General features: G+C 39.7%; 25 protein-coding genes and 2 other annotated features. Of the genes, 11 read left to right on the top strand and 14 right to left on the bottom strand.

Features of this window, described 5'->3' with window-relative positions; genetic code table 11:
- Positions 1-143: 143 nt before the first annotated feature.
- From rlmN to AAEO50_RS03710, 3 genes are all read right to left on the bottom strand, one after another.
- Positions 144-1,220 carry a 23S rRNA (adenine(2503)-C(2))-methyltransferase RlmN gene (gene rlmN / locus AAEO50_RS03720; protein ID WP_341980589.1) on the bottom strand — a complete coding sequence of 359 codons (1,077 nt, stop codon included), beginning with the start codon at positions 1,218-1,220 and terminating at the stop codon, positions 144-146.
- A gap of 114 nt (positions 1,221-1,334) precedes the next feature.
- On the bottom strand, positions 1,335-1,973 hold the full coding sequence (locus tag AAEO50_RS03715; RefSeq protein ID WP_341980587.1) for a FusB/FusC family EF-G-binding protein: 639 nt from the start codon (positions 1,971-1,973) through the stop codon (positions 1,335-1,337).
- 174 nt (positions 1,974-2,147) lie between these two features.
- Positions 2,148-2,411 (bottom strand): CD3324 family protein, encoded by a 264-nt coding sequence (locus AAEO50_RS03710; protein WP_341980585.1) that lies wholly within the window; start codon positions 2,409-2,411, stop codon positions 2,148-2,150.
- Positions 2,412-2,705: 294 nt separating this feature from the next.
- Here AAEO50_RS03710 and AAEO50_RS03705 point away from each other — a divergent pair, with 294 nt between their 5' ends.
- Positions 2,706-3,266 (top strand): GNAT family protein, encoded by a 561-nt coding sequence (locus tag AAEO50_RS03705; protein WP_341980583.1) that lies wholly within the window; start codon positions 2,706-2,708, stop codon positions 3,264-3,266.
- 186 nt (positions 3,267-3,452) lie between these two features.
- Here the strand turns inward: AAEO50_RS03705 and AAEO50_RS03700 are convergent, their stop codons facing one another.
- On the bottom strand, positions 3,453-4,013 hold the full coding sequence (locus tag AAEO50_RS03700) for a GNAT family N-acetyltransferase (RefSeq protein ID WP_341980581.1): 561 nt from the start codon (positions 4,011-4,013) through the stop codon (positions 3,453-3,455).
- A 187-nt stretch (positions 4,014-4,200) separates the two neighbouring features.
- Here AAEO50_RS03700 and AAEO50_RS03695 point away from each other — a divergent pair, with 187 nt between their 5' ends.
- On the top strand, positions 4,201-5,031 hold the full coding sequence (locus AAEO50_RS03695; RefSeq protein WP_341980579.1) for an STAS domain-containing protein: 831 nt from the start codon (positions 4,201-4,203) through the stop codon (positions 5,029-5,031).
- A gap of 78 nt (positions 5,032-5,109) precedes the next feature.
- Here the strand turns inward: AAEO50_RS03695 and AAEO50_RS03690 are convergent, their stop codons facing one another.
- From AAEO50_RS03690 to AAEO50_RS03675, 4 genes are all read right to left on the bottom strand, one after another.
- On the bottom strand, positions 5,110-5,268 hold the full coding sequence (locus AAEO50_RS03690; RefSeq protein ID WP_341980577.1) for a hypothetical protein: 159 nt from the start codon (positions 5,266-5,268) through the stop codon (positions 5,110-5,112).
- A 27-nt stretch (positions 5,269-5,295) separates the two neighbouring features.
- Positions 5,296-5,571 carry a hypothetical protein gene (locus AAEO50_RS03685; protein WP_341980575.1) on the bottom strand — a complete coding sequence of 92 codons (276 nt, stop codon included), beginning with the start codon at positions 5,569-5,571 and terminating at the stop codon, positions 5,296-5,298.
- Between the two features lie 11 nt (positions 5,572-5,582).
- Positions 5,583-5,927, bottom strand: coding sequence for a hypothetical protein (locus AAEO50_RS03680; protein ID WP_341980573.1), 345 nt, complete (start codon positions 5,925-5,927; stop codon positions 5,583-5,585).
- Between the two features lie 159 nt (positions 5,928-6,086).
- Positions 6,087-6,761, bottom strand: a complete 675-nt coding sequence (locus AAEO50_RS03675) for a Type 1 glutamine amidotransferase-like domain-containing protein (RefSeq protein WP_341980571.1) — start codon at positions 6,759-6,761, stop codon at positions 6,087-6,089.
- Between the two features lie 442 nt (positions 6,762-7,203).
- Here AAEO50_RS03675 and AAEO50_RS03670 point away from each other — a divergent pair, with 442 nt between their 5' ends.
- Together AAEO50_RS03670 and AAEO50_RS03665 are read left to right on the top strand one after the other, a co-directional pair.
- Entirely contained in the window at positions 7,204-8,418 is a 1,215-nt protein-coding gene (locus AAEO50_RS03670) for a S8 family peptidase (RefSeq protein ID WP_341980569.1), read from the top strand.
- Between the two features lie 384 nt (positions 8,419-8,802).
- Positions 8,803-10,377: a M4 family metallopeptidase gene (locus AAEO50_RS03665; RefSeq protein ID WP_341980849.1), complete on the top strand. Its 1,575-nt coding sequence runs from the start codon at positions 8,803-8,805 to the stop codon at positions 10,375-10,377.
- 46 nt (positions 10,378-10,423) lie between these two features.
- Here the strand turns inward: AAEO50_RS03665 and AAEO50_RS03660 are convergent, their stop codons facing one another.
- Positions 10,424-11,905 (bottom strand): SulP family inorganic anion transporter, encoded by a 1,482-nt coding sequence (locus tag AAEO50_RS03660; RefSeq protein WP_341980567.1) that lies wholly within the window; start codon positions 11,903-11,905, stop codon positions 10,424-10,426.
- Between the two features lie 265 nt (positions 11,906-12,170).
- Between AAEO50_RS03660 and AAEO50_RS03655 the strand changes: the two genes are divergently transcribed.
- Positions 12,171-12,587, top strand: a complete 417-nt coding sequence (locus AAEO50_RS03655; RefSeq protein WP_341980565.1) for a universal stress protein — start codon at positions 12,171-12,173, stop codon at positions 12,585-12,587.
- 66 nt (positions 12,588-12,653) lie between these two features.
- Here the strand turns inward: AAEO50_RS03655 and AAEO50_RS03650 are convergent, their stop codons facing one another.
- Both AAEO50_RS03650 and AAEO50_RS03645 read right to left on the bottom strand, forming a co-directional pair.
- Positions 12,654-13,703: a M14 family metallopeptidase gene (locus AAEO50_RS03650; RefSeq protein WP_341980563.1), complete on the bottom strand. Its 1,050-nt coding sequence runs from the start codon at positions 13,701-13,703 to the stop codon at positions 12,654-12,656.
- A 305-nt stretch (positions 13,704-14,008) separates the two neighbouring features.
- Positions 14,009-15,487, bottom strand: a complete 1,479-nt coding sequence (locus tag AAEO50_RS03645; RefSeq protein ID WP_341980561.1) for a hypothetical protein — start codon at positions 15,485-15,487, stop codon at positions 14,009-14,011.
- Positions 15,488-15,728: 241 nt separating this feature from the next.
- Between AAEO50_RS03645 and AAEO50_RS03640 the strand changes: the two genes are divergently transcribed.
- Positions 15,729-16,196: a hypothetical protein gene (locus tag AAEO50_RS03640; protein WP_341980559.1), complete on the top strand. Its 468-nt coding sequence runs from the start codon at positions 15,729-15,731 to the stop codon at positions 16,194-16,196.
- 307 nt (positions 16,197-16,503) lie between these two features.
- On the opposite strand, the gene pssA is transcribed toward AAEO50_RS03640, so the two are convergent.
- The gene (gene pssA, locus AAEO50_RS03630) at positions 16,504-17,190 is read right to left on the bottom strand and encodes a CDP-diacylglycerol--serine O-phosphatidyltransferase (protein WP_341980557.1); all 687 of its coding nucleotides are present in this window, start codon (positions 17,188-17,190) and stop codon (positions 16,504-16,506) included.
- A gap of 302 nt (positions 17,191-17,492) precedes the next feature.
- On the opposite strand from pssA, the gene AAEO50_RS03625 reads away from it, so the two are divergent.
- The gene (locus AAEO50_RS03625; RefSeq protein WP_341980555.1) at positions 17,493-17,717 is read left to right on the top strand and encodes a hypothetical protein; all 225 of its coding nucleotides are present in this window, start codon (positions 17,493-17,495) and stop codon (positions 17,715-17,717) included.
- Positions 17,718-17,807: 90 nt separating this feature from the next.
- Here the strand turns inward: AAEO50_RS03625 and thrS are convergent, their stop codons facing one another.
- Positions 17,808-19,016 carry a threonine--tRNA ligase gene (gene thrS / locus AAEO50_RS03620; RefSeq protein WP_341980553.1) on the bottom strand — a complete coding sequence of 403 codons (1,209 nt, stop codon included), beginning with the start codon at positions 19,014-19,016 and terminating at the stop codon, positions 17,808-17,810.
- Between the two features lie 51 nt (positions 19,017-19,067).
- Positions 19,068-19,292: a binding site (T-box leader), on the bottom strand.
- Positions 19,293-19,325: 33 nt separating this feature from the next.
- Positions 19,326-19,551: a binding site (T-box leader), on the bottom strand.
- A gap of 205 nt (positions 19,552-19,756) precedes the next feature.
- On the opposite strand from thrS, the gene AAEO50_RS03615 reads away from it, so the two are divergent.
- On the top strand, positions 19,757-20,086 hold the full coding sequence (locus AAEO50_RS03615) for an NIPSNAP family protein (protein ID WP_341980547.1): 330 nt from the start codon (positions 19,757-19,759) through the stop codon (positions 20,084-20,086).
- The gene (locus AAEO50_RS03610; protein WP_341980545.1) at positions 20,083-20,736 is read left to right on the top strand and encodes a YdcF family protein; all 654 of its coding nucleotides are present in this window, start codon (positions 20,083-20,085) and stop codon (positions 20,734-20,736) included. The genes AAEO50_RS03615 and AAEO50_RS03610 overlap by 4 nt, the downstream gene beginning before the upstream one ends.
- A gap of 108 nt (positions 20,737-20,844) precedes the next feature.
- Here the strand turns inward: AAEO50_RS03610 and AAEO50_RS03605 are convergent, their stop codons facing one another.
- Positions 20,845-21,702, bottom strand: coding sequence for a YitT family protein (locus AAEO50_RS03605; protein WP_425383149.1), 858 nt, complete (start codon positions 21,700-21,702; stop codon positions 20,845-20,847).
- A gap of 259 nt (positions 21,703-21,961) precedes the next feature.
- On the opposite strand from AAEO50_RS03605, the gene AAEO50_RS03600 reads away from it, so the two are divergent.
- Positions 21,962-22,972, top strand: coding sequence for a multidrug resistance efflux transporter family protein (locus AAEO50_RS03600; RefSeq protein ID WP_341980543.1), 1,011 nt, complete (start codon positions 21,962-21,964; stop codon positions 22,970-22,972).
- A gap of 125 nt (positions 22,973-23,097) precedes the next feature.
- Positions 23,098-24,351: an ATP-binding protein gene (locus AAEO50_RS03595; RefSeq protein ID WP_341980541.1), complete on the top strand. Its 1,254-nt coding sequence runs from the start codon at positions 23,098-23,100 to the stop codon at positions 24,349-24,351.
- The last annotated feature ends 209 nt before the right edge of the window (positions 24,352-24,560 follow it).

The following is a 24,560-nucleotide window of genomic DNA, read 5'->3' as shown; positions in this document are numbered from 1 at the left end:
TCCATTTTTTTCATCATACCCCAATATTTATTGTTTTTCAATAAATATTTATTAAAAATCAGTGTGAATCTCAAAACGATTTTTTCTAGTAACATAAAAAAACACACGAATTCATTAGAATTCGTGTGTTTTAATGTCATTTATTAAGATTGAATCTTTTCTTTATCCTTCTTAATCTGCTTACTTCTCAATTGGCCGCAAGCCGCGTCGATATCTGTACCCTGTTCCACACGGACACCACAATTGATTCCATGCTCAAGCAGTGTGCCGTAAAATTCTACAATCGCATCTTTTGTACTGCGCTGGTACTGATTGTGTTCGTCAACCGGATTATATGGAATCAAGTTCACGTATGATAAATGACGCTTGTTTTTCAATAGTTTAGCCAACTGCAGCGCTTCTTCTTTGTGATCATTCACATCACGCAGCAAGATATACTCAAAGGTGATTCGTCGATTCGTTTTTTCCAGATAGTAATCAATGGCTGGCATGAGCTTTTCGAGTGGGTACGCACGGTTAATCTTCATGATTTTTGTACGAAGATCATTATTCGGTGCATGCAATGATACTGCCAGGTTGATTTGAATGTTTTCATCGGCGAATTTATAAATTTTATCCGCTAAACCACTTGTCGATACCGTAATATGACGGGCTCCGATGGAAAGACCCTTCTGATCGTTCACCACCCGGAAGAAGTCCATCATGTTATCATAGTTATCGAACGGTTCACCGATTCCCATCACAACGATATGGCTTACACGCTCATCCTTGCCCTGTGCATCTAAATGATGCTGGACATTCATGATTTGTTCGACGATTTCTCCGCTTGATAAGTCCCGGTTTTTCTTAAGCAATCCGCTTGCACAGAACGTACAACCGATATTACAGCCTACCTGTGTTGTTACACAGACACTTAACCCATAATTGAATCTCATCAATACAGTTTCAATCAGGTTGCCGTCCTCTAGTTTAAACAAGAATTTGATCGTTCCGTCCTTCGATTCCTGTTTGACTTCCTGCTTTAGCGTTTGGATATAAAAATGCTCGTCTAACAATTCAATGCATTCACCATTTAAGTTCTTCATTTGCGAGAAGTCAGTCACTCTTTTTTTATATAGCCAATCCCACACCTGGGCGGCACGGAACTTCTTTTGACCGTGCTCAACCAGCCAAGAGGTCAGTTGATCTAAAGTTAATCCATATATGGATGTTTTCTCCATTTAAAAACCCTCATTTCGAAACTCTACAAATTTTCTACTTATCTATACTACTTAAAGTGTAGCCATGTTTCAAGGGATTTATCAACTTTACACAATATTGGAATTCCGTAATTTCTAATGATTCACTCTCTGAATAAAATTCTCGAGCTTCTTCAGGTCCTTCAGTTTACCGTTACACTCCATACTATCCTGGCAGATATAGTTCCCTTTTTTCACAAATGTTCCACGAGAAGTTTTTCTTGATTGTGAAACATATAGGCCTACACTAGAAAATGTATGGCATATAGCACAGATTCCCTTTTTGCTGCTGTTTTTAAAAGTTCCTTTAAATCCTTTCAGTTTCCCTTCAAATTCAGCTACAATATACTTGCTTTCCTGGCCGTAATCATTCCATCCTAGATATGATAATTCCTTATACTCCAGTTCTTTCAGGGCTGGCATCTTAAGTTTCTTCACTTTCGGGAACATTTTCTTAAGCGTTGTCTCATTTACCTTTCTATAAGGAATTACATACTCCCTTAGTTCAGTGAGGAAGTCCTCTGCATGGTCAGAATCCTTAATATCAATAATTTTTTCTATAATTCTCACTTGCTGAGGTGATAATTCCTCGAATAGATTCAGCACCTTATCTCTTACCAATGATTTTAATGCGTCCAGCACCCCGAGATCATTCACAGTGGCATATCCATTTATCAATACCTGCGTTTGATAATTAATGAAGTTATATTGGTCATTTCGAATAAATGCATCCATTTCAATCGCTCCTATATCCCATACTTCAATTCTGTATATAATTCCATTCAATTTTAATACTTGTGCCTATAAATATAAATGGATTAAATGATTTAGAAATAAACTTTACATAATAAGCCTTGTTAAATAAGATATAAAAAACCACCGGGAGATTGTTCTCCCGATGGTTATTCACTATTTCCTGTAAACGATTTTCTTTATTGTTTCGCATGACAAGTGATGATCAAAAGCCAGTTGATCAATTGTCTTACCATTTTTGAATGCATCTTGAATACACGCATTTCGCTCATCAATAAGTGCTCTTGCTCCGGAATGAGTCCCCCATTTCCGATAAGCTTTTTTTGGCTTAGGAATATAGATCGTCTCTCCTTGCACGTATCTTTGAATTTCTTTCAATAAATTCTCTGGTAGTATTGCTTCTGCTTTCACATATTTCATTGAGGTCAGCCCCTTATTTTCTATTATTAAATGATAAATAAGGTGCAAAACCCATTATAGGAAATATACGAAACATGTACGGGCGATCAATTCCTTCTCCAACCCATGCAAAGTATCGCCTTCCCAGTAACAGGCTTTGCATGAGACGCTCCAAACTTTGGTAATAACCTTACCATGTTACCACCTCCTGCATGATTTCTATTTATTTATTATAAAGTAATCCCAAAAAAACTGTTACCCTTTACATTATTATTCATGGTATAATTTTCTAAATTCATCGAAGGAGAGAGGTCAATGTTTTCTTTTGCAGTCAATGAGGAGATCTCGATAGAATTATTTCAGCAGCACCATAAAGAAGAGTTATATGAATTAATTGATTCCAATCGGGAATATTTACGAGAATGGCTTCAATGGGTGGACAAACGTCAGTCCCCTGAAGATTTCGAACCCATCATCCCAATATGGATCCGTAATTATGCTGATAACAATGGATTTGATGCAGGAATTCGTTATAAGGGCAATTTAGTTGGCATGATTGGGCTTCATTACATCGATTGGAAAAACAAATCAACGAGTATTGGTTACTTTTTATCAGAGAATGCACAAGGAACAGGAATAATAACTACTTCCATTTCAGCTCTACTAAACTACCTTTTTACTGAAATGAAACTCAATCGCGTGGATATACAATGTTCAGTGAACAATATAAAAAGCATCGGAGTTCCTGAACGTCTTGGCTTTATAAACGAAGGAATTACTCGCGATGGTCAGTGGTTATATGACCACTATGAGGACATAGTTACTTTCAGCATGCTTGCAAGAGAATGGAATAACATGCATCATGTACATTCATAAATCACACATCTCAAACCCCGCTGACATTGGGTGCAGCGGGTTCTTTCATTTCATATGTTAGCAGTGCACATCATCCCGCTAACAACTTGCTAGCAGTTACTATCAAGTTTATAAATGCTAAATTCCTCTACTTTCAAAACTACGTTATTGGACCATCTTTAAAATACTTATAAATAGTCAGTAATGCTACCTCACCATCCCATAGATACAAGTATCCGTTACACGTTTCCCATCCACAGACAAATCTTCATTCTTCAAAACACCTTCCAATTCATACCCAATTTGTTCAGGGATCCTTCTGCTTTTTATATTTTCGCTTTCACAGCGAATTTCCACTCTCTTGCCTTTCAAATCTGTCAGTGCAAGCTCTGTCAGCCTTCCGACAGCTTCTGTCATATATCCTTTGCCTCCCATTCTCGAATCGATCCAATATCCGATTTCGAATTTGGGTACATCCCAGTCGATATTATGAAAACCTGTAGATCCGATAAATTGATCGGTTTGTTTGCAAAAAACGAGATATCTAAGTGCTTTGCGGGTTATGAAATTCGCATACGCTTCTCGTGTGTTGGTTTCGGTGTCATCTACTGAAGGCAGAACTTGAGCGAACCCAAGCCAGGGCTTCAATTCTGAGTATGATGCTTTTATCGCTTCATTCACTACGAGACCGTCTCCTGGCATCGGCATTCTCAAAATCAGTCTTTCTGTTTCGACCTTTTCAGGTACATCAATTAAAACATGAGTCATTTTGCACTCTCCCAGCCTTTTTCCATAATTTATATCTATCTATGAGTAAATTATTTCTATTATAATATTATAGAAGTATCATTGTAAATTTTTTCTAATATAAAAATACCATTGCAGGTACTTTTTTCTATACTTCAAAATTTCAATACATTATAATAAAGGAAAAAACATACAGATGGAGGTTTGCATGTCTTACATCAATATCAACCATTCAATCGGTGATCAACTAAAAGAAAGTAAAAGAGAGTTATCCGTAGACATCTTCAATGAACTTCATCTTCATTATCCTGATACCTATCCGGTGGAACATCGAGAGGATCTTCTTTCTTACCTGGAGCAATTAGTAGAATTGACAGGCCAAAGCCTGTTAAAGAATTTCGAAAATGAGACAGAGGTATATTCCTGGGGCAAAGAAGTGGGCAATCTTGCGACATCACATGGAACACCTCTTGCCACGACAATCAGTAAAGTTACACTTTATAAAAAAGCTATTTTAAACGGGATCATTCATTGGAATGACACTCTGACACCCGAAAGGCTATTGGAAGTATATATTGAAATCGATCATGTCTTCAATACGATGATATCAGCTTTTAGTGAAGCCTATAGTGACTATTCACAACGGCAGTTAAAAGCATCAGAGGAGAAGTATCTTTCACTTTCCACTCCTGTGGTACCGATCTTTGACCACCTTGCCATTCTTCCTCTTATAGGCAATGTTGATGAGGTGCGTGCGGATATGATGATCGAACATGTTCTGCTGGAATGCAAAAACTTGTCCATTCATCAATTAATCATTGACCTTTCTGGAGTGTATGAGGTCAATCCTCTGTTTCAGGAAGGAATCATGAAGCTGATCGACAGCCTCAAGCTTCTTGGGATCGAACCGACACTTACCGGTATGCGGCCAGAAATGAGCTTGAAGTTCATTGAAGTCGGTATCAACCTTTCAACCATCAATATCTTTCAATCCTTAAGTAAAGCAGTGGAACATCACCAGCTCAGCTTATCGAAATGAATTTGCAAAGGCCCGTCCCTCACTGCTTTAATGCACTGCGGGACGGGCCTTATGTTTGTAAACTGGTACTTTATTACGTCATGACAAAATCACGTTTTTTGTATACAAAAATAGATAAATCATGACACCGATTATTCCTATCGTTAATCCAAATACGATAAAGCCATATAGAAATCCCTTTATTGCTGCAATTACATCCAAAAATAAATCCCTGCAGAAATCTTGAATGGCATTCAATTCTCTTACCCCTTTTCAAATCTTTGTTTATTTCTCCAACATTCCCTTTTTGTATAGTAAATATGCACTGTATCCGCCTCCGACAATCAAAAAGACGGCAGATGAATTAATGAATGTAAAATCCATTACATAGTCATCATGTGTATAACTGCCTGCCATAGCTGCCTGAAAAGATGCTTTTCCCATCATAGGCATCACAGTGTTGAGGATGCCGGTAAAAAACAAAATTGTAACACCAAAAAAAGCGCAAAGACAGCTAATGAAAAATAATATTTTATTCATTATGTATTGATCACCTTTCATAAGAAGCCCTTCTACCTGCAATAATTGACTTCTTCTTTGCTTTTGACGGTTCCGTTGTTTTTATTAATGATGATTTCATAGCCTTTACAAGATGATATATCTCTTTCGTCTATAATCTCAACGATCATTTCATCACTCATTTGATGTACATCTTTCGTTGCGTATGGAGTAAAATCCAGCTTCGCTGGCGTTTTCCACCAGCCGGCAAGGTATCGCTGGGAAATTTCAACTGCCATGGTTCTGTTGACAGGTAAATCGGATGGTTCAATATGTAATGTACGGGCATCATTTCTCACAAAAATACCCAGCATGATCACGATACCGATCGCTGGAATGATCAGAAGTTTTAAATTCATCTATGCCTCACCTATCTTCTCTTTGCTGTCTTCCTTATAACATTTTTGCTATTTCTTATGCTTTAATGATAATTCGTTCTTTTATTTTTGTATATAGTGCTGAATTGATGGGCCACTGGGGATTAACTCACTCCAGGCTATCTCACCTTTGTCTTCATTTCATTCAATCAGAGTCCCGATGTTCACTTCACAACTTCCCTTATCGTCAAAAACTATTGCACTTTTATTTCCGATCACTTTTATATCACACCCTCTTATAAATAATCCCGTCTCCTCTGATAGAGCGATGACAGGCAGTTGAAATTCTTGTATAAATGATTGAATGAATAAATCCTGTCCTTTCTCATAGTGACATAGAATGGCAAAGCGACCTAAGAATCCAAGACCTTCATAACCTTCTGATTGAACTTTATTTTCATCATTGATTGCACAGGTCATAATATGACTTCCTAAGATAATTCCACCTGCACTGCCTCCATAAACAGTCCCGCCAACCTCCAAATAATCCCTTATCACCTTTGAAAAATGAGTGTCATTCAGTATTTTTAAAAGATGAAATGTGTTCCCCCCTCCAATATAGACAGCGGAAAAGCACGTTAAATCTGCTGCACTCTTACCTTCTAAATCCGTCCACATTACAATATGTTCTACTCCAAGAGGGCAGAACACCCCTGTTATCCACTCATAGCATGCCTTGTATGAAACTTGTGGCGCTTCCATTGCCACCGGTATATATAAAAGCGGCTTGGCGGGATTTAGCAAGGAAACAAAATGACGATCAATCGCCTCAGTCTGTTTTTCATTTCCTCCACCTGATATCACAATTGTCCGCAATTCATTTCCCCCTTTCCACAATTGTCATTTTACCACTTAATGGTAAGAATTCTCCATAAAATCTTTTGAAGAATTCAGTCATTATAAAAATTTTGTTTGCCAGGTTGAGAAAAGGCATGACAGATTTCCTACACGTAACGAAGCTATAATAGGGGTTTTCAGGAAACATTTCATAAATTAAGAGAAAAATCTAGTTTTTGACTTTTCTATTTCCTTTTATAACCATTTATCTTTACATAGGGGGTATTCTGTATTTTTACATAGTTTGCTAGAATCCTATTTAGCGAGATGCACTACATACAAGGAACCTTCTTCAACAGCATCTCCAGTCTTATTTTGAAAGGAGGAAAACGGTAAGGGAATTCGAAAGATGGTCATTAGAAGAAATTTGTCGTTATGATGCTGGACTCACTTTAAAAAAAGAAAATGGAGGAATACGTTTATGAAATTCAAAAAAATTGCCGCATTATCATTAGCCGCCTCGCTTGCGATCTTCCCCAGTTTTGGTGGAAGCGTTTTCGCGAAAGATTCAAACCCTCTGGAGACCACTCCCAAAAACACAGCCGTTAAAAAAAGTCTTGAAAAAGATAGCTATGTAAAAGGTGAGGTTATTGTTAAATTCAAGGACAACGCAACGAAATCAGAAAAAGCACAAGCCGTCAGAAGTGCAAATGCTACTGTAGTTCCTGATACCGATGCAGTCAAATCACCATTTGATGTGTTAAAAGTCGGCAATGTCGAAGCAGTTGTTAAAGCATTAAACAACAACCCTAATGTTGAATATGCTGAACCAAACTACAATCTTGCTTCAACATGGACGCCAAATGACTATTATTATCAAGGTTATCAATACGGCCCTCAAAATACTTACACTAATTATGCTTGGGATTATACCCGCGGCAGCAGCGGTCAGGAAATCGCAGTTTTGGATACGGGTGTTGATTACAACCACCCTGATCTTGACGGCAAGACGATTCGTGGTTATGACTTTGTAGACAATGATTATTATCCGATGGATCTTAATGGCCATGGTACGCACGTAGCTGGTACAGCTGCTGCCGAAACGAATAACAGCACAGGAATTGCCGGGATGGCTCCGAATACTAGAATCCTTGCCGTACGGGTGCTCGATGCTAACGGCAGCGGGTCATTGGCAGATATAGCTGATGGAATCCGTTATGCAGCTGATCAAGATGCAGAAGTCATCAATCTCTCTTTAGGCTGTGATTGCTCGACCACTACATTGGAAAGTGCTGTTAACTATGCATGGAATAAAGGAAGTGTAGTGATTGCTGCTGCAGGAAATGATGGAGTATCCACTACATTTGAACCAGCTTCTTATGCAAATGTTATTGCAGTTGGTGCTGTGGACAGTAATGATCGTAAAGCTTCTTTCTCTAACTATGGTTCATGGGTAGATGTATCTGCACCTGGTGTTGACATTGCTGCAACGGTACCGAATAACGGGTATTCATATATGTCTGGAACATCAATGGCTTCTCCTCACGTTGCAGGTCTTGCTGGTCTACTTGCAAGCCAGGGCCGCAGCAATAGCCAAATCCGCCAAGCGATCGAGCAGACTGCAGATTACGTAAGCGGAACCGGTACTTACACTCAACATGGCAGAATCAATTCATATGATGCTGTAAGATACTAATCTCTCAAAAAAACAATACAAACAAGATCCCTCTTTGCCGGATAGGCATGGAGGGATCTTGTTTGTTATTCAGTAAAAATCATCAGTCATTCCACGCACTCTTTTTTAAATACTTTGTCCCTCATCACTTTAACCTAATTATCCATTCAAGCCTTAAAAACTTTTATAGTCAGTAAATCTTCAATTTCATGAAAATTTTCCTGAATTAATATAAAACCACTCTACTTTCCCTGCTAAAATAGTCCCTGTTTTTCTCAATACCAAAACATATAATAGAGTGTTAACCTTTTATTGACAGAATTTTTAGAAATAAAAACAGGAGGAGATCATGTGAATAAGAAAAAATTAGCAGGTGTTGGTTTGTCGGTAGGTTTATTGACGGGGATGCTTGCAACAGTAAGTGCCGCTGCCGAGCCTCATGCAAATGTTCAATGGAATGAAAAAGCAGGCACGCCTGAGTTTTTATCAGGGGCCCTGTCCGCCCCATCTAAAGAAAAGGCAGAGTCTATCGTTCTATCTTATTTAGAAAAGAACAAACATACTTTCAAATTAACAGATAAAGATGCTAAAGAACAATTCAATGTGTTATCGGTGGAAAAGGATGAGCTAGGGCTTACAGTCGTCCGCTTTCAGCAAATGTTTAATGGTGTACCTGTCTGGGGCTCCACTCAATCAGCTGTTGTAAATCAAAATGGTGTCATCAAAGCTTTTTCAGGTACAGTAGTAGCCGACTTGGATAAGAAAAGCTTGAATGCGAGTAAAAAGGTGAACGCAAATAAAGCACTCAAAATCGCAAAAAGAGATTTAGGGATTGATCCTAAGCTTGAAAAAGATGCAAAGCCCGAGCGTGTTGTTTATACAGATGGTGATTCTGCCAGACAAGCATACTTCATCAACTTGAATTTCCTGCAGCCTGAGCCGGGGAACTGGAACTATTTCATCGATACTGAAACTGGGGAAATCCTCAATAAATACAATGATATGCACGAAGTCAGCGGAACGGATCAAGTAGGTACGGGCACTGGGGTCCTTGGCGGTACGAAGCTGCTCAATACTACACTTTCAGGCAGTACTTATTACCTTCAGGACAATACTCGCGGAGGTGGAGTTTATACATACGACATGGACAACATGACCTTCTTCCCTCAATTCTTCCTGCCGGGCTCGCTATGGGCAGACAGTGATAATGTATTCAACGACTCTTATGATGCAGCAGCAGTTGATGCCCACTACTTTGCTGGACAAACCTATGATTTCTACAAAGAAAACTATAACCGAAATTCCTATGACAACAACGGGGCTGAACTTGTATCCTCCGTCCATTACAGCAGCGGTTACAACAATGCATTCTGGAATGGTTCACAAATGGTTTACGGTGATGGTGACGGAACCACATTCGCACCGCTTTCGGGCGGAATTGATGTTGTCGCACATGAGCTGACACATGCGGTTACCAACTTCTCCTCTGACCTGGTCTATCAGAACGAATCAGGTGCTTTGAACGAAGCGATCTCTGATATCTTTGGAACACTTGTAGAATTTGAAAAAGGTTCAAATCCTGATTTTGAAATTGGTGAAGACATTTACACTCCTGGTACAAGCGGGGATGCCCTTAGATCCATGAGCGACCCGAGCAAATACGGTGACCCTGACCATTACTCCGTCCGTTACACGGGAACTCAGGACAACGGCGGCGTTCACATCAACTCTGGAATCATCAACAAGCAAGCTTATCTATTAAGTGAAGGCGGTACATTCTACGGTGTAACCGTACCGGGCATCGGACGTGAGAAGCTTGGTGACATCTATTATCGCATGAATACTGTATACCTCACTTCTTCCTCTACTTTCAGTCAGGCAAGAGCGGCAGCAGTACAGGCGGCAACGGACCTCTATGGAAGCGGTTCGGCAGAGGTGAATGCAGTGAACCTTTCCTTTGATGCAGTCGGAATCTATTAAATATAAAAAAACCAGCAGAGATTCTTCTCTGCTGGTTTTATACCGTTTAATGGTTTACAACCTTGTCAATTTCACCCGGCTTATTGTGAACAGCCAGTTTATCCATCAATTTATTACTTTCTTCATTAAGGCCTGATAAGTTGACCTTTACACCGTTTTGGTGATATTTCATCACGATTTTATCAATCGCCCCTATGGCTGAATCATCCCATAAATGCGCATTAGTAAGATCCAACGTCACTTCCTTCACATCTTCCGTGAAATCAAAGCTCTCAACGAAATCTGTAACGGATGCAAAGAATAGTTGTCCGGACACACGGTATACTTTCTTATGGGTTTGCTCCGATGTCAAAGTGGTAACCTTCACTTTTGAAATCTTGGAAGCAAAAAATACGGCACTTAATATAATTCCTACCAGTACTCCTTTTGATAAATCATGCGTGAATAACACTGTAATGACAGTAGCAAGCATGACAATTGTATCTGTGATTGGCGTTTTGTGAAGATTCATGATAGATCCCCAATCAAATGTTCCAATCGATACCATGATCATGACCCCTACCAGGGCTGCCATCGGAATCTGTACGAGGAAATCATTCAGCAGGAGAATCAGGATCATCAAGAATGTCCCTGCCACAAAAGCAGATAGTCTGCCCCGGCCGCCGGATTTAACATTTATGACTGATTGTCCGATCATTGCACATCCTGCCATACCGCCGAAGAAACCTGATACGATGTTAGCCATTCCCTGCCCCTTCGCTTCTTTATTCTTATCACTTGTCGTGTCCGTCATATCATCTACAATTGAAGCAGTCAGTAAAGACTCAACCAACCCTACAATTGCGATCGATAATGAATAAGGGAAGATGATTTGAAGCGTCTCGAAGGTAAATGGAATATCCGGAATCAAGAATATAGGCAGTGTTTGTGTCAATTCACCCATATCCCCCACTGTCCTTACTCCCGTGCTTGCCATAACAGAAAAAATCGTCACCGCAATGATTGCAACAAGCGGTGAAGGAACTGCTTTCGTAAAACGTGGGAGAATGTAAATAATGGCCAATGCCGCAGCCACCATCACGTACATCATCCATTCTTCTCCGACAAAATGCGGCAATTGTGCTGTGAAAATCAAGATTGCCAAAGCGTTAACGAACCCAATCATGACAGAACGTGGGACAAATTTCATTAAGCGGCCTAATTTAAGGACACCCATGATAATTTGAATCACACCTGTCAGGATAGTAGCAGCAAGCAAATACTTTAATCCATGCTGGGCCACTAAAGTAGTCATTAATAAAGCTGTTGCACCCGTCGCTGCAGATATCATACCCGGACGTCCACCGACAAACGCTATGACAACTGCGATACAGAATGATGCGTACAACCCGACCATCGGATCTACTCCGGCAATGATCGAAAATGCAATTGCTTCTGGAATCAATGCCATCGCTACAACCATCCCTGCAAGAATGTCTCCGCGGATATTTCCAAACCATTCATATTTAATTTTTGAAGATAAATTCATAATGCACCTCGTTTATTTTTTTGTCGTGACTTTCAACTCTCATGAAAGTCGGGGCCGTTTTACACAAGGCACATTATATAATGGATATTTGTTTTTGTGAACCACCTATGAAAGCGCATCCACAAGGAATTATCTCTTGTTTATTCAGTTTTTCTTATGTTTTCTGACGAATTGTAAAAATGTAAAAAAAGATACCTTTTTTCATGTGAAAAAAGGTGTAAAATAGAATATATTTAGAAAGTTCAATCATTCGAGGGGGATTTCTATGTTTAAAAAAATATTGCTTGCCACTGACGGTTCTGAGCATTCAATCAGAGCTGCTGACAAGGCAATTGCACTTGCTTCTTTGCAAACCGATGCAGAAATCAACATTGTTTATGTGATTGACGCGAAACAATCAAAAGATGATGTCCTTCAGCACTGGGGAACCGATGCCTCAGATAAAAGAAAATATAAACTTCAATTGATTGAACAAAAAGCGAAACATGCTGATGTAAAATACGAAACAATCATTTTACACGGAGAACCCGGTCCTGCAATTGTGGAGTATGCAAACAAGCATACATATGATGCACTTGTAATCGGAAGCCGCGGCTTGAATACGTTTCAGGAAATGGTGCTGGGGAGCGTGAGCCATAAAGTGGCGAAGCGGGCGAAATGTCCGGTTATGATTGTTAAATAATTTGTAAAGGCATATATAAAAAAAGTGCGCGTCCAGAAAGACACGCACTTTTTTCACGAAAGGTTATTACTCACTTTCGCTTCTATTATAAGAACTCTCAGGCAAAGTATCCCAGAAAGAAGTATCTGCTTCATTAATCGAGCCATCAGCTATGGCTTTAGCTGTCGCCTCCATTCCGATAACCGCCTGCTTGATCAGGTATCCGTTGCTCTTTTGACCAAGTACATAGTCTTCACGGTAATGATCCGCCATACCTCTCATTTCAAAAAGAAGCGTTGCAATCCCATACTCGGCTGCCAATCCATTTCTTGAAATGGTTTGAGCAGAACCGCCGATATATTTAGATAGAGTCCCAAAACCTCTGCTTTCCACAGTATTATATAATACAGCGCCAAGCTGCTTGGACTTTTCCACGACTTGAGGATCTACTTCTTCGTTCGTAGGATATAAAATAGAACCTGATACTAACTCATTTGTATCCCCAAGGGTTGTCTCCGCTCCCTGGTGATGAAGATCAATCATGTAATCTGGAGTGTATTTCTGCAGGACATTTTCATGGAGAGCATGCGTTTCCGGCTGTAGACGATCCACGTGATCCCGGTTTAGGTCCACTTCATTTGCATTATAGCGGGTATGCGTGCCTGACACATAATCTTCCAAAGAAAAGTTCACGTCACCTTCCGCTCCGTCCACATTTAAACGTGGTGCCACCAAAATATTCACTTTATCTAACATTTCTTTTACTTCTTTTGAATTTGAAGTGAGATGTTGAATGAATTTAAGAGCCCCTTCTGTCGTGAGTACCTCGTTCCCATGCTGCTGGGTCAAATAAAGAATCGTCGGATTGTTTTCGTTTGTTCCGAATTTTGCAAGATATAAATCGCGTCCTTTTACAGATTGTCCGTATACCTCAAGTGAAAGAGCTTCTGACTTAGCATCAAGACGTTCAAGAAGCTTAGACATTTCATCATAACTGTGCAAACGTTCATTCTTGATCGTTTCACTCCCATTGTAACCTGGTCCATCGGCAGAAACGGGTGATGTTGGAACGGTCAGTGAGATACCCGATGCCATTAATACCCCGGATACTGTGCCCTTGATCCATTTGTTTTTCATACGTATTCCTCCTTAATGTTTCGGTACTCTAAACTAATTTGATGCGCTCGACAAGAAACCCTTTTCTTTACGAAAAAACGAAACGAAAGAACCAAATTCCGGAATGACGGATGGTGAAAAATGACTAAAAATGATGTCGGAATGAAAAGCAAATTGATTCCTTGTGTCCAGAGACTAAATATACGGATCGTTAGCAGAAAAACGATTATCGAACAAAACAACTTCCTTTTCACATCGGCTTCTCATTTCCGCCGTAAAAAAAAGAAGCTCAATTAGATGAGCTTCCACTGTTGTTGAATCTACTATTATTGAAAATACATTTTTCCTTCATCATCCACATATATGGACTTTACCATCGTCCTTTTAAATTTATCGCTGCCCTTCTCCCCATCCACATCTATGGTTAAATTGTAGACACCTTCACCGAGCTTAGGCAGTTTGAATGTAGAATCTTTGAATTTTATTTTTCCTTTTTTAAGTTTCCCGTTCTTGTAATAGTCAATGGTAATATCCGTTTTCAATTTAACTTTGCTGCTTTTCTCCTTCACTTTTATAGTGTCTGAGCTTATATGCACATTCACTGAGTCGTTCATTTCACTATCGTAAGTGATATTCATCAGGTAGTGTTCTTCTTCAGAAGTATTAGCATGCAGTTTCCATTTTCCTGATTTGGGGATAGCGATGGAAACACTGTGATGAAACGCATCATCGAAAAATCCATTTTCATCTGTTGTTGTTTTAAGAGTATAAGTATCTTTTCCATCAGGATCTTCAAGGGTCAGGGACGTGTTTTTATGATTGCTGATCCAGTCAATTGTAACTTCTTCAGTTCCTTCCTCAACATAAAACGTTTCCTGTTTATTTCCTTTATATGCTCCGCCGCGAATATATGTCGAAGCAGTTTGGACTTCAGAATCGATACTTTGAATACCGGCACCAAAACTCGATGGAGCGCTTTCATTCAAATAACTTTTAAACAGGTTGAATGTAGAGGACCCTTCTTTGATCGTAGAGTGGTTCCAGGAACTTGTACCGAGATGTGCAGCATAGGGCAGGCGTGAACTGTTCACCGTTACCGCTCCATCATTACTTCCATATGAGCTAAGATATAAGCCGCCCCAATAAAATGAACTTCCGAAGCTTCCCCACTTCGTACCTGCAAAGGTATAGAAAGGGACTCTTCCGACGTTGCCGTGGGAATCGGTTTGTTCACGAAAATAACTTATATAGCCCGTCTGCAGAGAGTAAGTCGCATCACTTTTGCTTCCAAGGATTCCGGCGAGCCAGCCTGCCCAGCTGCTATATGCAAGGTCCGCGAGTTCAGAACCATGGTGAGGGGACGACAATGTAATCACGCGTGCAACATATGGGTATGCTCCATAATGAACAAGTGCCGATTGCGTATCTATCCCGCCTTTACTATGAGCGACAATGACCACCTTTTCACCAAAGTAATTGTACATGTCACGAATCTTCCCAGCTAACAGTGCTCCGTTATCCCACATCGTTTTTGTCGGATAGAGATCGATAAACGCTGTCTCATAGCCATTTTGATAAGCGGTATCATACATGTTATTTTCGTTCCACCATGTATTGGAAGAGGAATTCAACCCATGGACAAATAATACCGGGTGTTTTGAAGGTGCCACATAGGAAGGGGTGGTCCCCACATACCATTGTCCCGGAACACCCGATGGATCGTCTTTTCCGAAATCACCAGCCAACCCCCAGGATGGAAATAATAAGACAAGAGCAAGAATCATCATCCAAATTTTCTTAAACATAGCATCTCCCCTTTTCACTCAGAATAAAGCCTATAAAGTATATCGATAAATAGCACTTGTTAGTACGCGATATCCGTTAATTGATAAAAAAGAACTAAAGAACTAAACGGTGAAAAAGTTTATATGGTAACACTTTTGTTCTAGAAGTCTGATATCCCCAGTAAAACTGAATCAATTTTCATGTATACACTTCACGTCTAAAGTAAGAATAACTAGTAACTAAGTTATTGGGAGTTTTTATATGACAGCAAAAGTTCTTCTCTTTATCGCCTTTTCCCTTCCCTGGTTCTCCCTATTTTTCGCCAAACCTGCTACCATCAGACGTTATATGCCGGTCACGATTTTTACCTGTTTATTGATGACCATCGTCTTCCAGATTGCATATACGTATGACTGGTGGGAAATTAAAGAATATATTGTACCTTGGGGGTATATGATTGATGTGAGCTTTGCATATGGGTTATTTGCTATAGGCACATTTTGGATTTTCCGTTTTACGCATCATCGGTTCCCTCTTTATTTGCTGGTAAACATCATCATGGATGCCTTTATGTGCTATGTGGCTCTGCCTTTGTTGGATGTATTGGGAATTGCGAATTATAAAAACATCACACCATGGCAGTATCTGCTTGTGATCCTCAGTATCTCAATTATCATTTACTTTTATCATAAATGGCAGGAAAAAGTGTTCCTGCCTTCTGAGGATTAAAGAGGCTGCGGCAAAACTAAAATCCCGCACAAAAAGATGAACAATTTCAATATAGGCTCTTAATACCGCTAATGATTTCCGTGCAAGACTTCGCTTTCCGCGGGTAGCCCGTGAGCCTCCTCGTCGCGGTCGCTCCTGCGGGGTCTCACATTAGCTACTCTCCCCGCAGGAGTCTTCGTCTTGCACTCCAATCAACCGACCTAAATATACTTTAAACAAATTAAAAACCCGAACTAATTTGCTTCCTAAAATGCAAATTAGTTCGGGTTTATTTAGATTAAAAAACTTTTGTCCCAATCTCTTAATATCATTCATGTTTCCCTCTTTTTATAAAACGATAGGCAACGTAGGCAAAGTAAAGCGGGGCAGCGATGTATATTAAGTAAGGAAATTGCTCATACGTTCCTTTGTATATGACGTACAAGAGTGCTCCAATAAAGATCGTTACGATCGTTCCGTATTTAGGAAGCGGTATTTCTTTGAAGCTCGGAATACGTATTCTGCTTACCATTAAAAAACACATAGCTGTAAAAATGACAGACGTTACGATATTGGGAATACGGTCTCCGAATAAGGTCAGGATGGCAAGAATCCCTCCTGCTGCTGTAATCGGGACGCCTATAAAATAATGCAAAGAGGACTTGGGCGGACTCGTATTAAAACGTGCTAAACGGTATGCCCCGAACAATGGCAGCAGCCCTGCAACAAAAAAGCCCAATAATCCAAATTGATAGAAGGAAGTATAGTAAACAAGGAACGATGGAGCTACCCCGAATGTGACAATGTCTGCCAAGGAGTCCAGTTCTTTTCCAATGGTACTGTCAGCATCAAGCATCCTTGCTAACCGGCCATCCATACTGTCAAGCATCATTCCGATAATAATCAATACAGCAGCGTTCTTAAACTGACCATTGGCTGCAAAACCAATTGATAAAAAGCCGCAATATAAATTGCCCAATGTCAGTGTATTAGGTATTTTCTTTGTAAATCTCATATGTAATCTCCAGTCTAATTCTACTCATACTAATAGAATACCATTTTTTCATCTAACTTAAAGGCTAAAGTGCAAATTTCTTCCCGGGGCCTCTCTTCGACGACAGTATTTCAGCAGGCTTGACTCGAGAGTAAATAGTGTATGGCCGTCAACCGATATAGCGACTGTATATCGACGGCCTTTTCAAAAATATGTAATCTAAACATATATACGCGCCTGTATCCTTTTGTTATAATTTTACTATTAAGACTAAATGATGAAAATACTTCGAAAATACTTCAATGAAGCAAGGAGGTAAAAAAATGACTGGGACAATTGCTGTTATCATGATTTTTTCCATTCCTATCATTGCTATATTTACAGATCATATTCAAAAGCAATCAAAGATTAAACAAAAGATGCTTGAAGATCAATTAAAGCTGGAACAATTGAAGCATGAAAACTTTGTCATCGAAACTGAAAAAATGAAGCTGGAACTACATAAGATGAATCTCGAAGAACCGAAGAACAACAGTCGTGTATTGTAAAAGATGATACTATTTAAAAACCCGCTAATTTAAGCGGGTTTTTGTTTACACACAGCAGGGGTTTCATCCTATCCCATCTCAAATACTTTTTTATCTAAGCATTTCATCTTCATTCATCATTTGGGAAATGGACTCTGACACAGATATAAATTGCGATTTCCCTTCACGATTTCGAAGGGATACCTTTCCTTCCTCGCTTTCTTTGTTTCCGACAACCATCATATAGGGTACTTTTCCTATTTGCGCTTCCCTGATTTTGAAACCGATCTTTTCAATCCGGTCATCTATCTCCACCCTAAATCCTTTCTCCAAAAGAATCCCCTTCACTCTGTCTGCGTATTCCGAATGATTTTGAGAGATCGGCAGCACTTTCACTTGTACGGGAGCAAGCCACATTGGGAAGTTCCCTTCATAATGTTCAATGAGAATGGCCATGAACCGTTCAATGGATCCATAAATAGCACGGTGAATCATAATCGGTCTGTGTGCTTTGTTGTCTTCTCCAATATACTCGCAATTGAACTTCTCAGGCATCTGGAAGTCCAGTTGTACAGTACCGCACTGCCAGCTTCGCCCAATCGCATCCACGAGATGAAAATCTATTTTGGGACCATAGAACGAACCGTCTCCATGATTGACCTGATAGTCTGCGTTTCTTTGCTGAAGAACCTTTTCTAAATCTTCTTCTGCTTTATTCCACATATCCATTGATCCCATATATTTCTCAGGACGAGTAGATAGTTCAATTTTATATTGAAATCCAAATTTAGAATAAAAAACATCAATCAAATCGAGTACTTTATTCAGCTCGGATTGAACTTGTTCTTCCAGGACAAATAAATGCGCATCATCCTGAGTGAATGACCTTACTCTGAGCAATCCGCTCAGTGATCCTGAAAGTTCGTGCCTATGGACTAAACCAAGCTCCCCATACCGGATTGGGAGTTCGCGATAGCTTCTCCTCTTGCTTTTATAAATCAAGACAGCTCCCGGACAGTTCATCGGCTTAATCGCATATGACTGGTCTTCCACATCCGTGAAATACATATTTTCGTGATAATGCTGCCAGTGGCCAGATTGTTCCCAGAGCTCCTGCTTCATCATGATCGGAGTCTTGATTTCCTCATAACCTGCCTTTCTATGTTCCTCTTTCCAGAACTTTTCAAGCTCATTCCTGACAATCATTCCCTTTGGCATGAAGAACGGCATCCCCGGTGCTTCCTCCATCGACATAAATAGTTCAAGCTGTGCACCCAGCTTACGATGATTTCTCTTTTCTGCTTCATTTTGAACTGACATAATCATTCCTCCCAATAATTTTATAAAACAAAAGACCGCACTCATCCCTGTACAAGGGACGCGTGCGGTCGTGGTTCCACCCTAATTCCGAAGCGGTCGAATTGACTCACCTCGCTCAAAGTAAGATAACGGTTTATCCCGATTATGGATACTGAATATTTCACCATAATTGCTCCGAGGTGGTAAATCATTCTCTTTTCTTCAGGGCTCTCAGCCGGTGACCCTGTTCTCTGGTAAGAATGCAAGAATCATTCATGTCCTCATCATCACTTTTCCTATATAAAAATAAAAGACCGCACTCATCCCTGTACAAGGGACGCGTCGGTCGTGGTTCCACCCTAATTCCGAAGCGGTCGAATTGCTTCACTTCGCTCAAAGTAAGATAACGGTTTAACCCGATTATGGATACTGAGTATTTCACCATAATTGCTCCGAGGCGGTAAACCATTCCTTTTTCTTCAGGGCTTTCAGCCGGTGACCCTGTTCTCTGAAAAAGAAAATAAAAAATGATTCATGTCCTCGTCATCGCTTTACACTAGTATATTCAAAAAGCAGTCAAACGGTTAAAAAGAGTATATGGTAATATTTACAAAGTGTCAAGAGTCTGATTTAAAATTTCAATAAAATTTGATTTTTCAGCTAAAACTTAATAAACACTAATAAAGTGGAACTATATTGAAAATAAAAATTGAACAAAACAGAACAAACATGTACTATTATAATAGTAAAGGAGGAATATTATGGTATATAGATTTAAAATGTATTGTATAGAACCAACCCGATTAGAAGATTTCAATGAATTTTTCCACCATTATTTACTTCCAAACCAACTCCGATTCGGATCTAAGCTCGTCGGCAGATGGGTTAATTCAGAAAAAACATCGATTATGGCTATTTGGGAGTATGAAGATGAGGATCAGTACAAAAAAATTGAGGAAAAGATTAAACGCACTAACTTGCACAAACAAGCACAAATCCGAAAAGATGAGTTTGGCTCCCTTTTTCTCACAGCAAACCAAGAGTTCTGGCAAATGACAGGCGATTACGTCTATTTAGGAGGAACAAAATGAACCCTATAATACCTAAAGAAACTGAAATGCCTCAGTTAGATAAAAAACAATTAGAAAAAGTTACCGATCTAACGTTTTACGAGAGAATACCTCTTAAGAAGTGCAACGCGATTTTTGTCTTCAGCGGCACTCACCCGGGTCATTGGGAAAAAGCAATCGAGGCTTACAAACTGGACCTTGCACCTAAAATCATAGTGACAGGGGGAAGAAGTTTGACAGGCATACCGCACCCAAAATGGGAAGGGAGGCAATCTCATTCAATCACAGAAGCATCTGTCATTATTTCTTATCTCCTTCAAGCAGGCATACCAGAAGAGAGTATCATCTATGAAGACCAATCAACGAATTCTCTTGAAAATGTACTATATGCTAAAGACATCATTGATTTTGTCGCGATAGCTTCCATGTTGGTCATCTGTAAAAGCCATGTTGCTGGCAGGCAGATCAGGACACATATGAAACATTTCCCTTCTGGAATAGTCTATATTTCTTTTTCTTTCAATGCTACTTACCAGAATAGTGAAATCACTCGCGAAAATTGGTTTAACTCTGAAATCGGACGAAATAGAGTCTGGGGAGAATACAGGAGAATTTTTAATTATGGCCAACTAGGTCATCTCGTCCCACCAACTGAAGAAAGGGTTCTATAACAAAAAAAAGAAAGAGAAAAACGGCAAACGACTGCGGTCATGTGCGTTTTTCTCTTTCTTTTTCAAGTTAAACGTTTTTTATGATCCTACCAACGATGCTTTATAAATTTAATGAATATCAGCTTTTTTAAACCTGCCACCTCTTACTTCAGCAATATCTGCAATTGCAAGGAATGCTGATGGATCATGCTCTGTCACGATATCTTTCAGCTTCGCCTCTTCAAGTCTTGTGATTACACAAAAGATGACCTTTTTATCATCTCCTGAAAAAGCTCCTTCCCCCTTAAGGTATGTAACACCTCTGCCCAATCGATGCAAAAGGGCATCACCGATCTTTTCGTAATTCTCGCTGATGATCCAAACAGATTTAGATTCATCCAGACCCTTGATTGTGATATCAATCATTTTAAAAGCAACATAATAAGCAAGCAATGAGTACATGGCTCGATCCCAGCTAAATACAAAACCGGCGCTTGATAAAATGAACAGGTTTGCAATCATGATGATTTCCCCGACCGACAAAGGGAGTTTTCTACTCGAAAGAATGGCGAGTATTTCTGTCCCGTCAAGTGATCCCCCGTAACGAATGACCATCCCTATCCCTATCCCCAGGACAATCCCGCCAAACAAGGATGCGAGCAGAATATCCTGTGTAAAAGCAGGGACCGGATGTAGAAAGATGGTAGTAACTGAAAGGATGATGATACCGTACAGAGTGGAAAATGCAAACGTCTTCCCTATCTGCTTATAACCTATGAAAAAGAATGGAATGTTCAATACAAAGATATATAGCCCGAGCTTCATACCTGTCAAATGAGAAAGAATGATTGAAATACCAACAATACCGCCGTCTATTACGTTGTTTGGAACAAGAAAGATTTCAAGCCCCACCCCCATTATGATGGCTCCAATCGTAATCAGGATTACCCTTTTCACCATTTCTTTGCGCGCGATTTTCCTATGCATGACTTGAGGGCGCTTAAGGATTTCAGCTTCACTCAACATTATCAACCCCTTTACAATCAAATCATGAAAAAGGTATATCTTCTTATTGGAATTCATTCGTTTTTCTCCTATATAGTATATATTCTATATAGCAAGGAAAATACCTGTTGAAGTAAAGGCGACTGGGAATAATAACAATTTCCTAATTACAAAAGAGTATACTATCTTGTTGTTAACGTTTAATATATTAAACAATATATCTATGAAAAAGGTGATAAGCATGAAAGAGATGATGTTGGGTATAGCGGCTTCTATGTTCTTCGCGGTGACGTTCATTTTAAACAGATCGATGGAGCTTTCAGGCGGAAGCTGGCTGTGGAGCTCCTCGTTAAGATTTTTATTCATGGTGCCATTTCTCGTTGTGATTGTTCTTGCACGGAAGAATATGAAGCAGGTGCTCTTGGAAATGATCAAAAATCCGCTCCCTTGGCTGGGGTGGAGCTTTATCGGATTTGTTTTATTTTATGCACCTATTACATATGCGGCTGTTTATGGACCAGGCTGGCTTGTGGCGGGAACCTGGCAGTTGACCATTGTGGCCGGAACGCTCCTTGGGCCATTATTTTCCCGAAAAGTCATGACTCCTTCAGGAATGAAAACGGTTCGACAAAGAATACCTCTGCTCTCTCTTTGTATTTCAATTTTTATTTTGTCAGGCGTTATTCTCATCCAAACCCCCAATGCTCAGGGACTCACTCCAACATTGGTCTTGAGCGGTATCATACCGGTTGTATTGGCGGCTTTCTCTTATCCCCTTGGAAACAGAAAAATGATGGAAGTCTGCGATGGAAAATTGGATACTTTTCAACGCGTGTTCGGCATGACTATAGCGACGGTCCCTTTTTGGCTGCTGATTGCCTTTGCCGGTTATCTGCAAGAAGGTATGCCTTCATCCAGCCAGGTTTTTCAATCCTTAATCGTTGCAATCTGTTCCGGAATCGTCGCTACCACTCTCTTTTTCATAGCAACCGACCGGGTCCGAAATCATCAAGGTAAGCTTGCTTCTGTGGAAGCAACACAATCAACGCAGGTTTTATTCGTTATGGCTGGTGAAGTAATGTTATTCTCTTCCCCTTTACCTAAAGGAACTGCATTACTCGGACTCGGTATCATTGTTATCGGGATGGTTCTTCACAGCTTAAACCAAGCCGGCATAGGAAAAAAACTTCATTCCACTATCACCGCTATTACAAAGAGTGAACATCAGGAAGGGGCGCCTTTCAAAAAATAGGAAGAGGGACTCAATCTTCCTTTATTGTCAATTCTTGAACTTTTTGACTTGTAATATTGAACTTAATTTGGTATCTTATGAAAGTTTAAGACTATATTAAGAAAAACGTTTTTGGAGGCTTTTATTTGATTACCCTTATCAAGACTTTATTGGTCAATATCACGATTCTATTATCGTTAACGTATAACGCCAATACCCTTTTTCCTTTCAAAGTTAAGCAAATGCTGTTTTTGAAGCATAAATTTACATACGGGCTTATAGGCGCATTCGGAGCCTTTTTATGCATGCTCTATCCCATAGAAACGCTTGGAGAAACTCATTTTGATTTAAGGATGATCGCCATTTTGATTGTCACTCTTTATGCAGGCTGGATATCCGGATCTCTCGTACTTCTGCTTGTACTTATTTACAGGGGGATAATCGGAGGCGCATTTGTCATGACAGGTTTAAGTGTTTCCATCCTTGCATTCGTTGCTGCAGGCGTATTTCGCAAGGTATTTCTTACATCTTCTTCTAAATTTATGTGGAGTACGATTATATTCACTGTCTATTCTGCGATTTATTTTGTGACTATTTATTTTTTCGTCCCTTTACTGTATACATCGTTTTATTTTATCTATTTCACTGTGTTCTATCTTACATTCATATCAATGGTCTTCATCATTGAACACCTGATCAGGACGAATAAACAGATAGAAGAAATGATGTATCTTGATAAACTGAACATGGCTGGGCAGATGGCTGCATCTATCGCCCACGAAATCCGAAACCCCCTCGCGACCGTTCGAGGGTTCATTCAGCACCTAGCTGAAGATACACAAGACAAGCAATTCAAAAAATATTCACCTCTTATTATGGATGAATTGGATCGTACGAATAAAATCATCACTGACTATTTAAATGTAGCAAGACCAAGTAAGTTTCAACTGTCATTATTGAATGTAGATAATGTCTTGCGCGATTGTGTGGAACTATTAAGACCATTCGCTTCATATTCAAATGTATCGATCACCTATAATGAATCCGGGCAACATTGGATAAAAGGTGATGTACAGTATTTGAAACAGGCAATTATGAACGTAATAAAAAATGGAATCGAAGCAACTGAGGGTCAGGGATCCGTTCATATAGAAACAAAGGTAAATCCCTCCTCAGACAGAATCGTGGTTACTATTTCTGATGATGGGAAAGGTATGACCCATGAAGAATTGAAGAAAATCGGACTGCCGTTTTATACTACCAAATCAAAAGGAACCGGACTCGGCAGCATGGTCACAAATAAAATCGTACGTGAAATGCAGGGGATGATTGAATACGAAAGTGAACAGGACAAAGGAACAAGGGTTAACATCTCTTTTCCTTTATCAGACAAGAATTAATAAAAGTGACTAGGAAAGAAGTATTTTAGAGTAAGTAAAACCCGAACTAGTTTGCGTTCTAAAACGCAAATTAGTTCGGGTTTTTAATCTGTTCAAAAGAACATGTAGAATTAGCTCTTTCCAGCGGTTGATTGGAGTGCAAGACGAAGACTCCTGCGGGAAGAGTAGCTTATGTGAGACCCCGCAGGCTTGCCGAGGAGGCTCACGGG

The organism is Rossellomorea oryzaecorticis (assembly GCF_038405515.1).
GTDB lineage: Bacteria > Bacillota > Bacilli > Bacillales > Bacillaceae_B > Rossellomorea > Rossellomorea oryzaecorticis_A.
The sequence above is the reverse complement of the archived record's forward strand: the minus strand, read 5'-3'. Positions and strand labels throughout refer to the sequence as shown.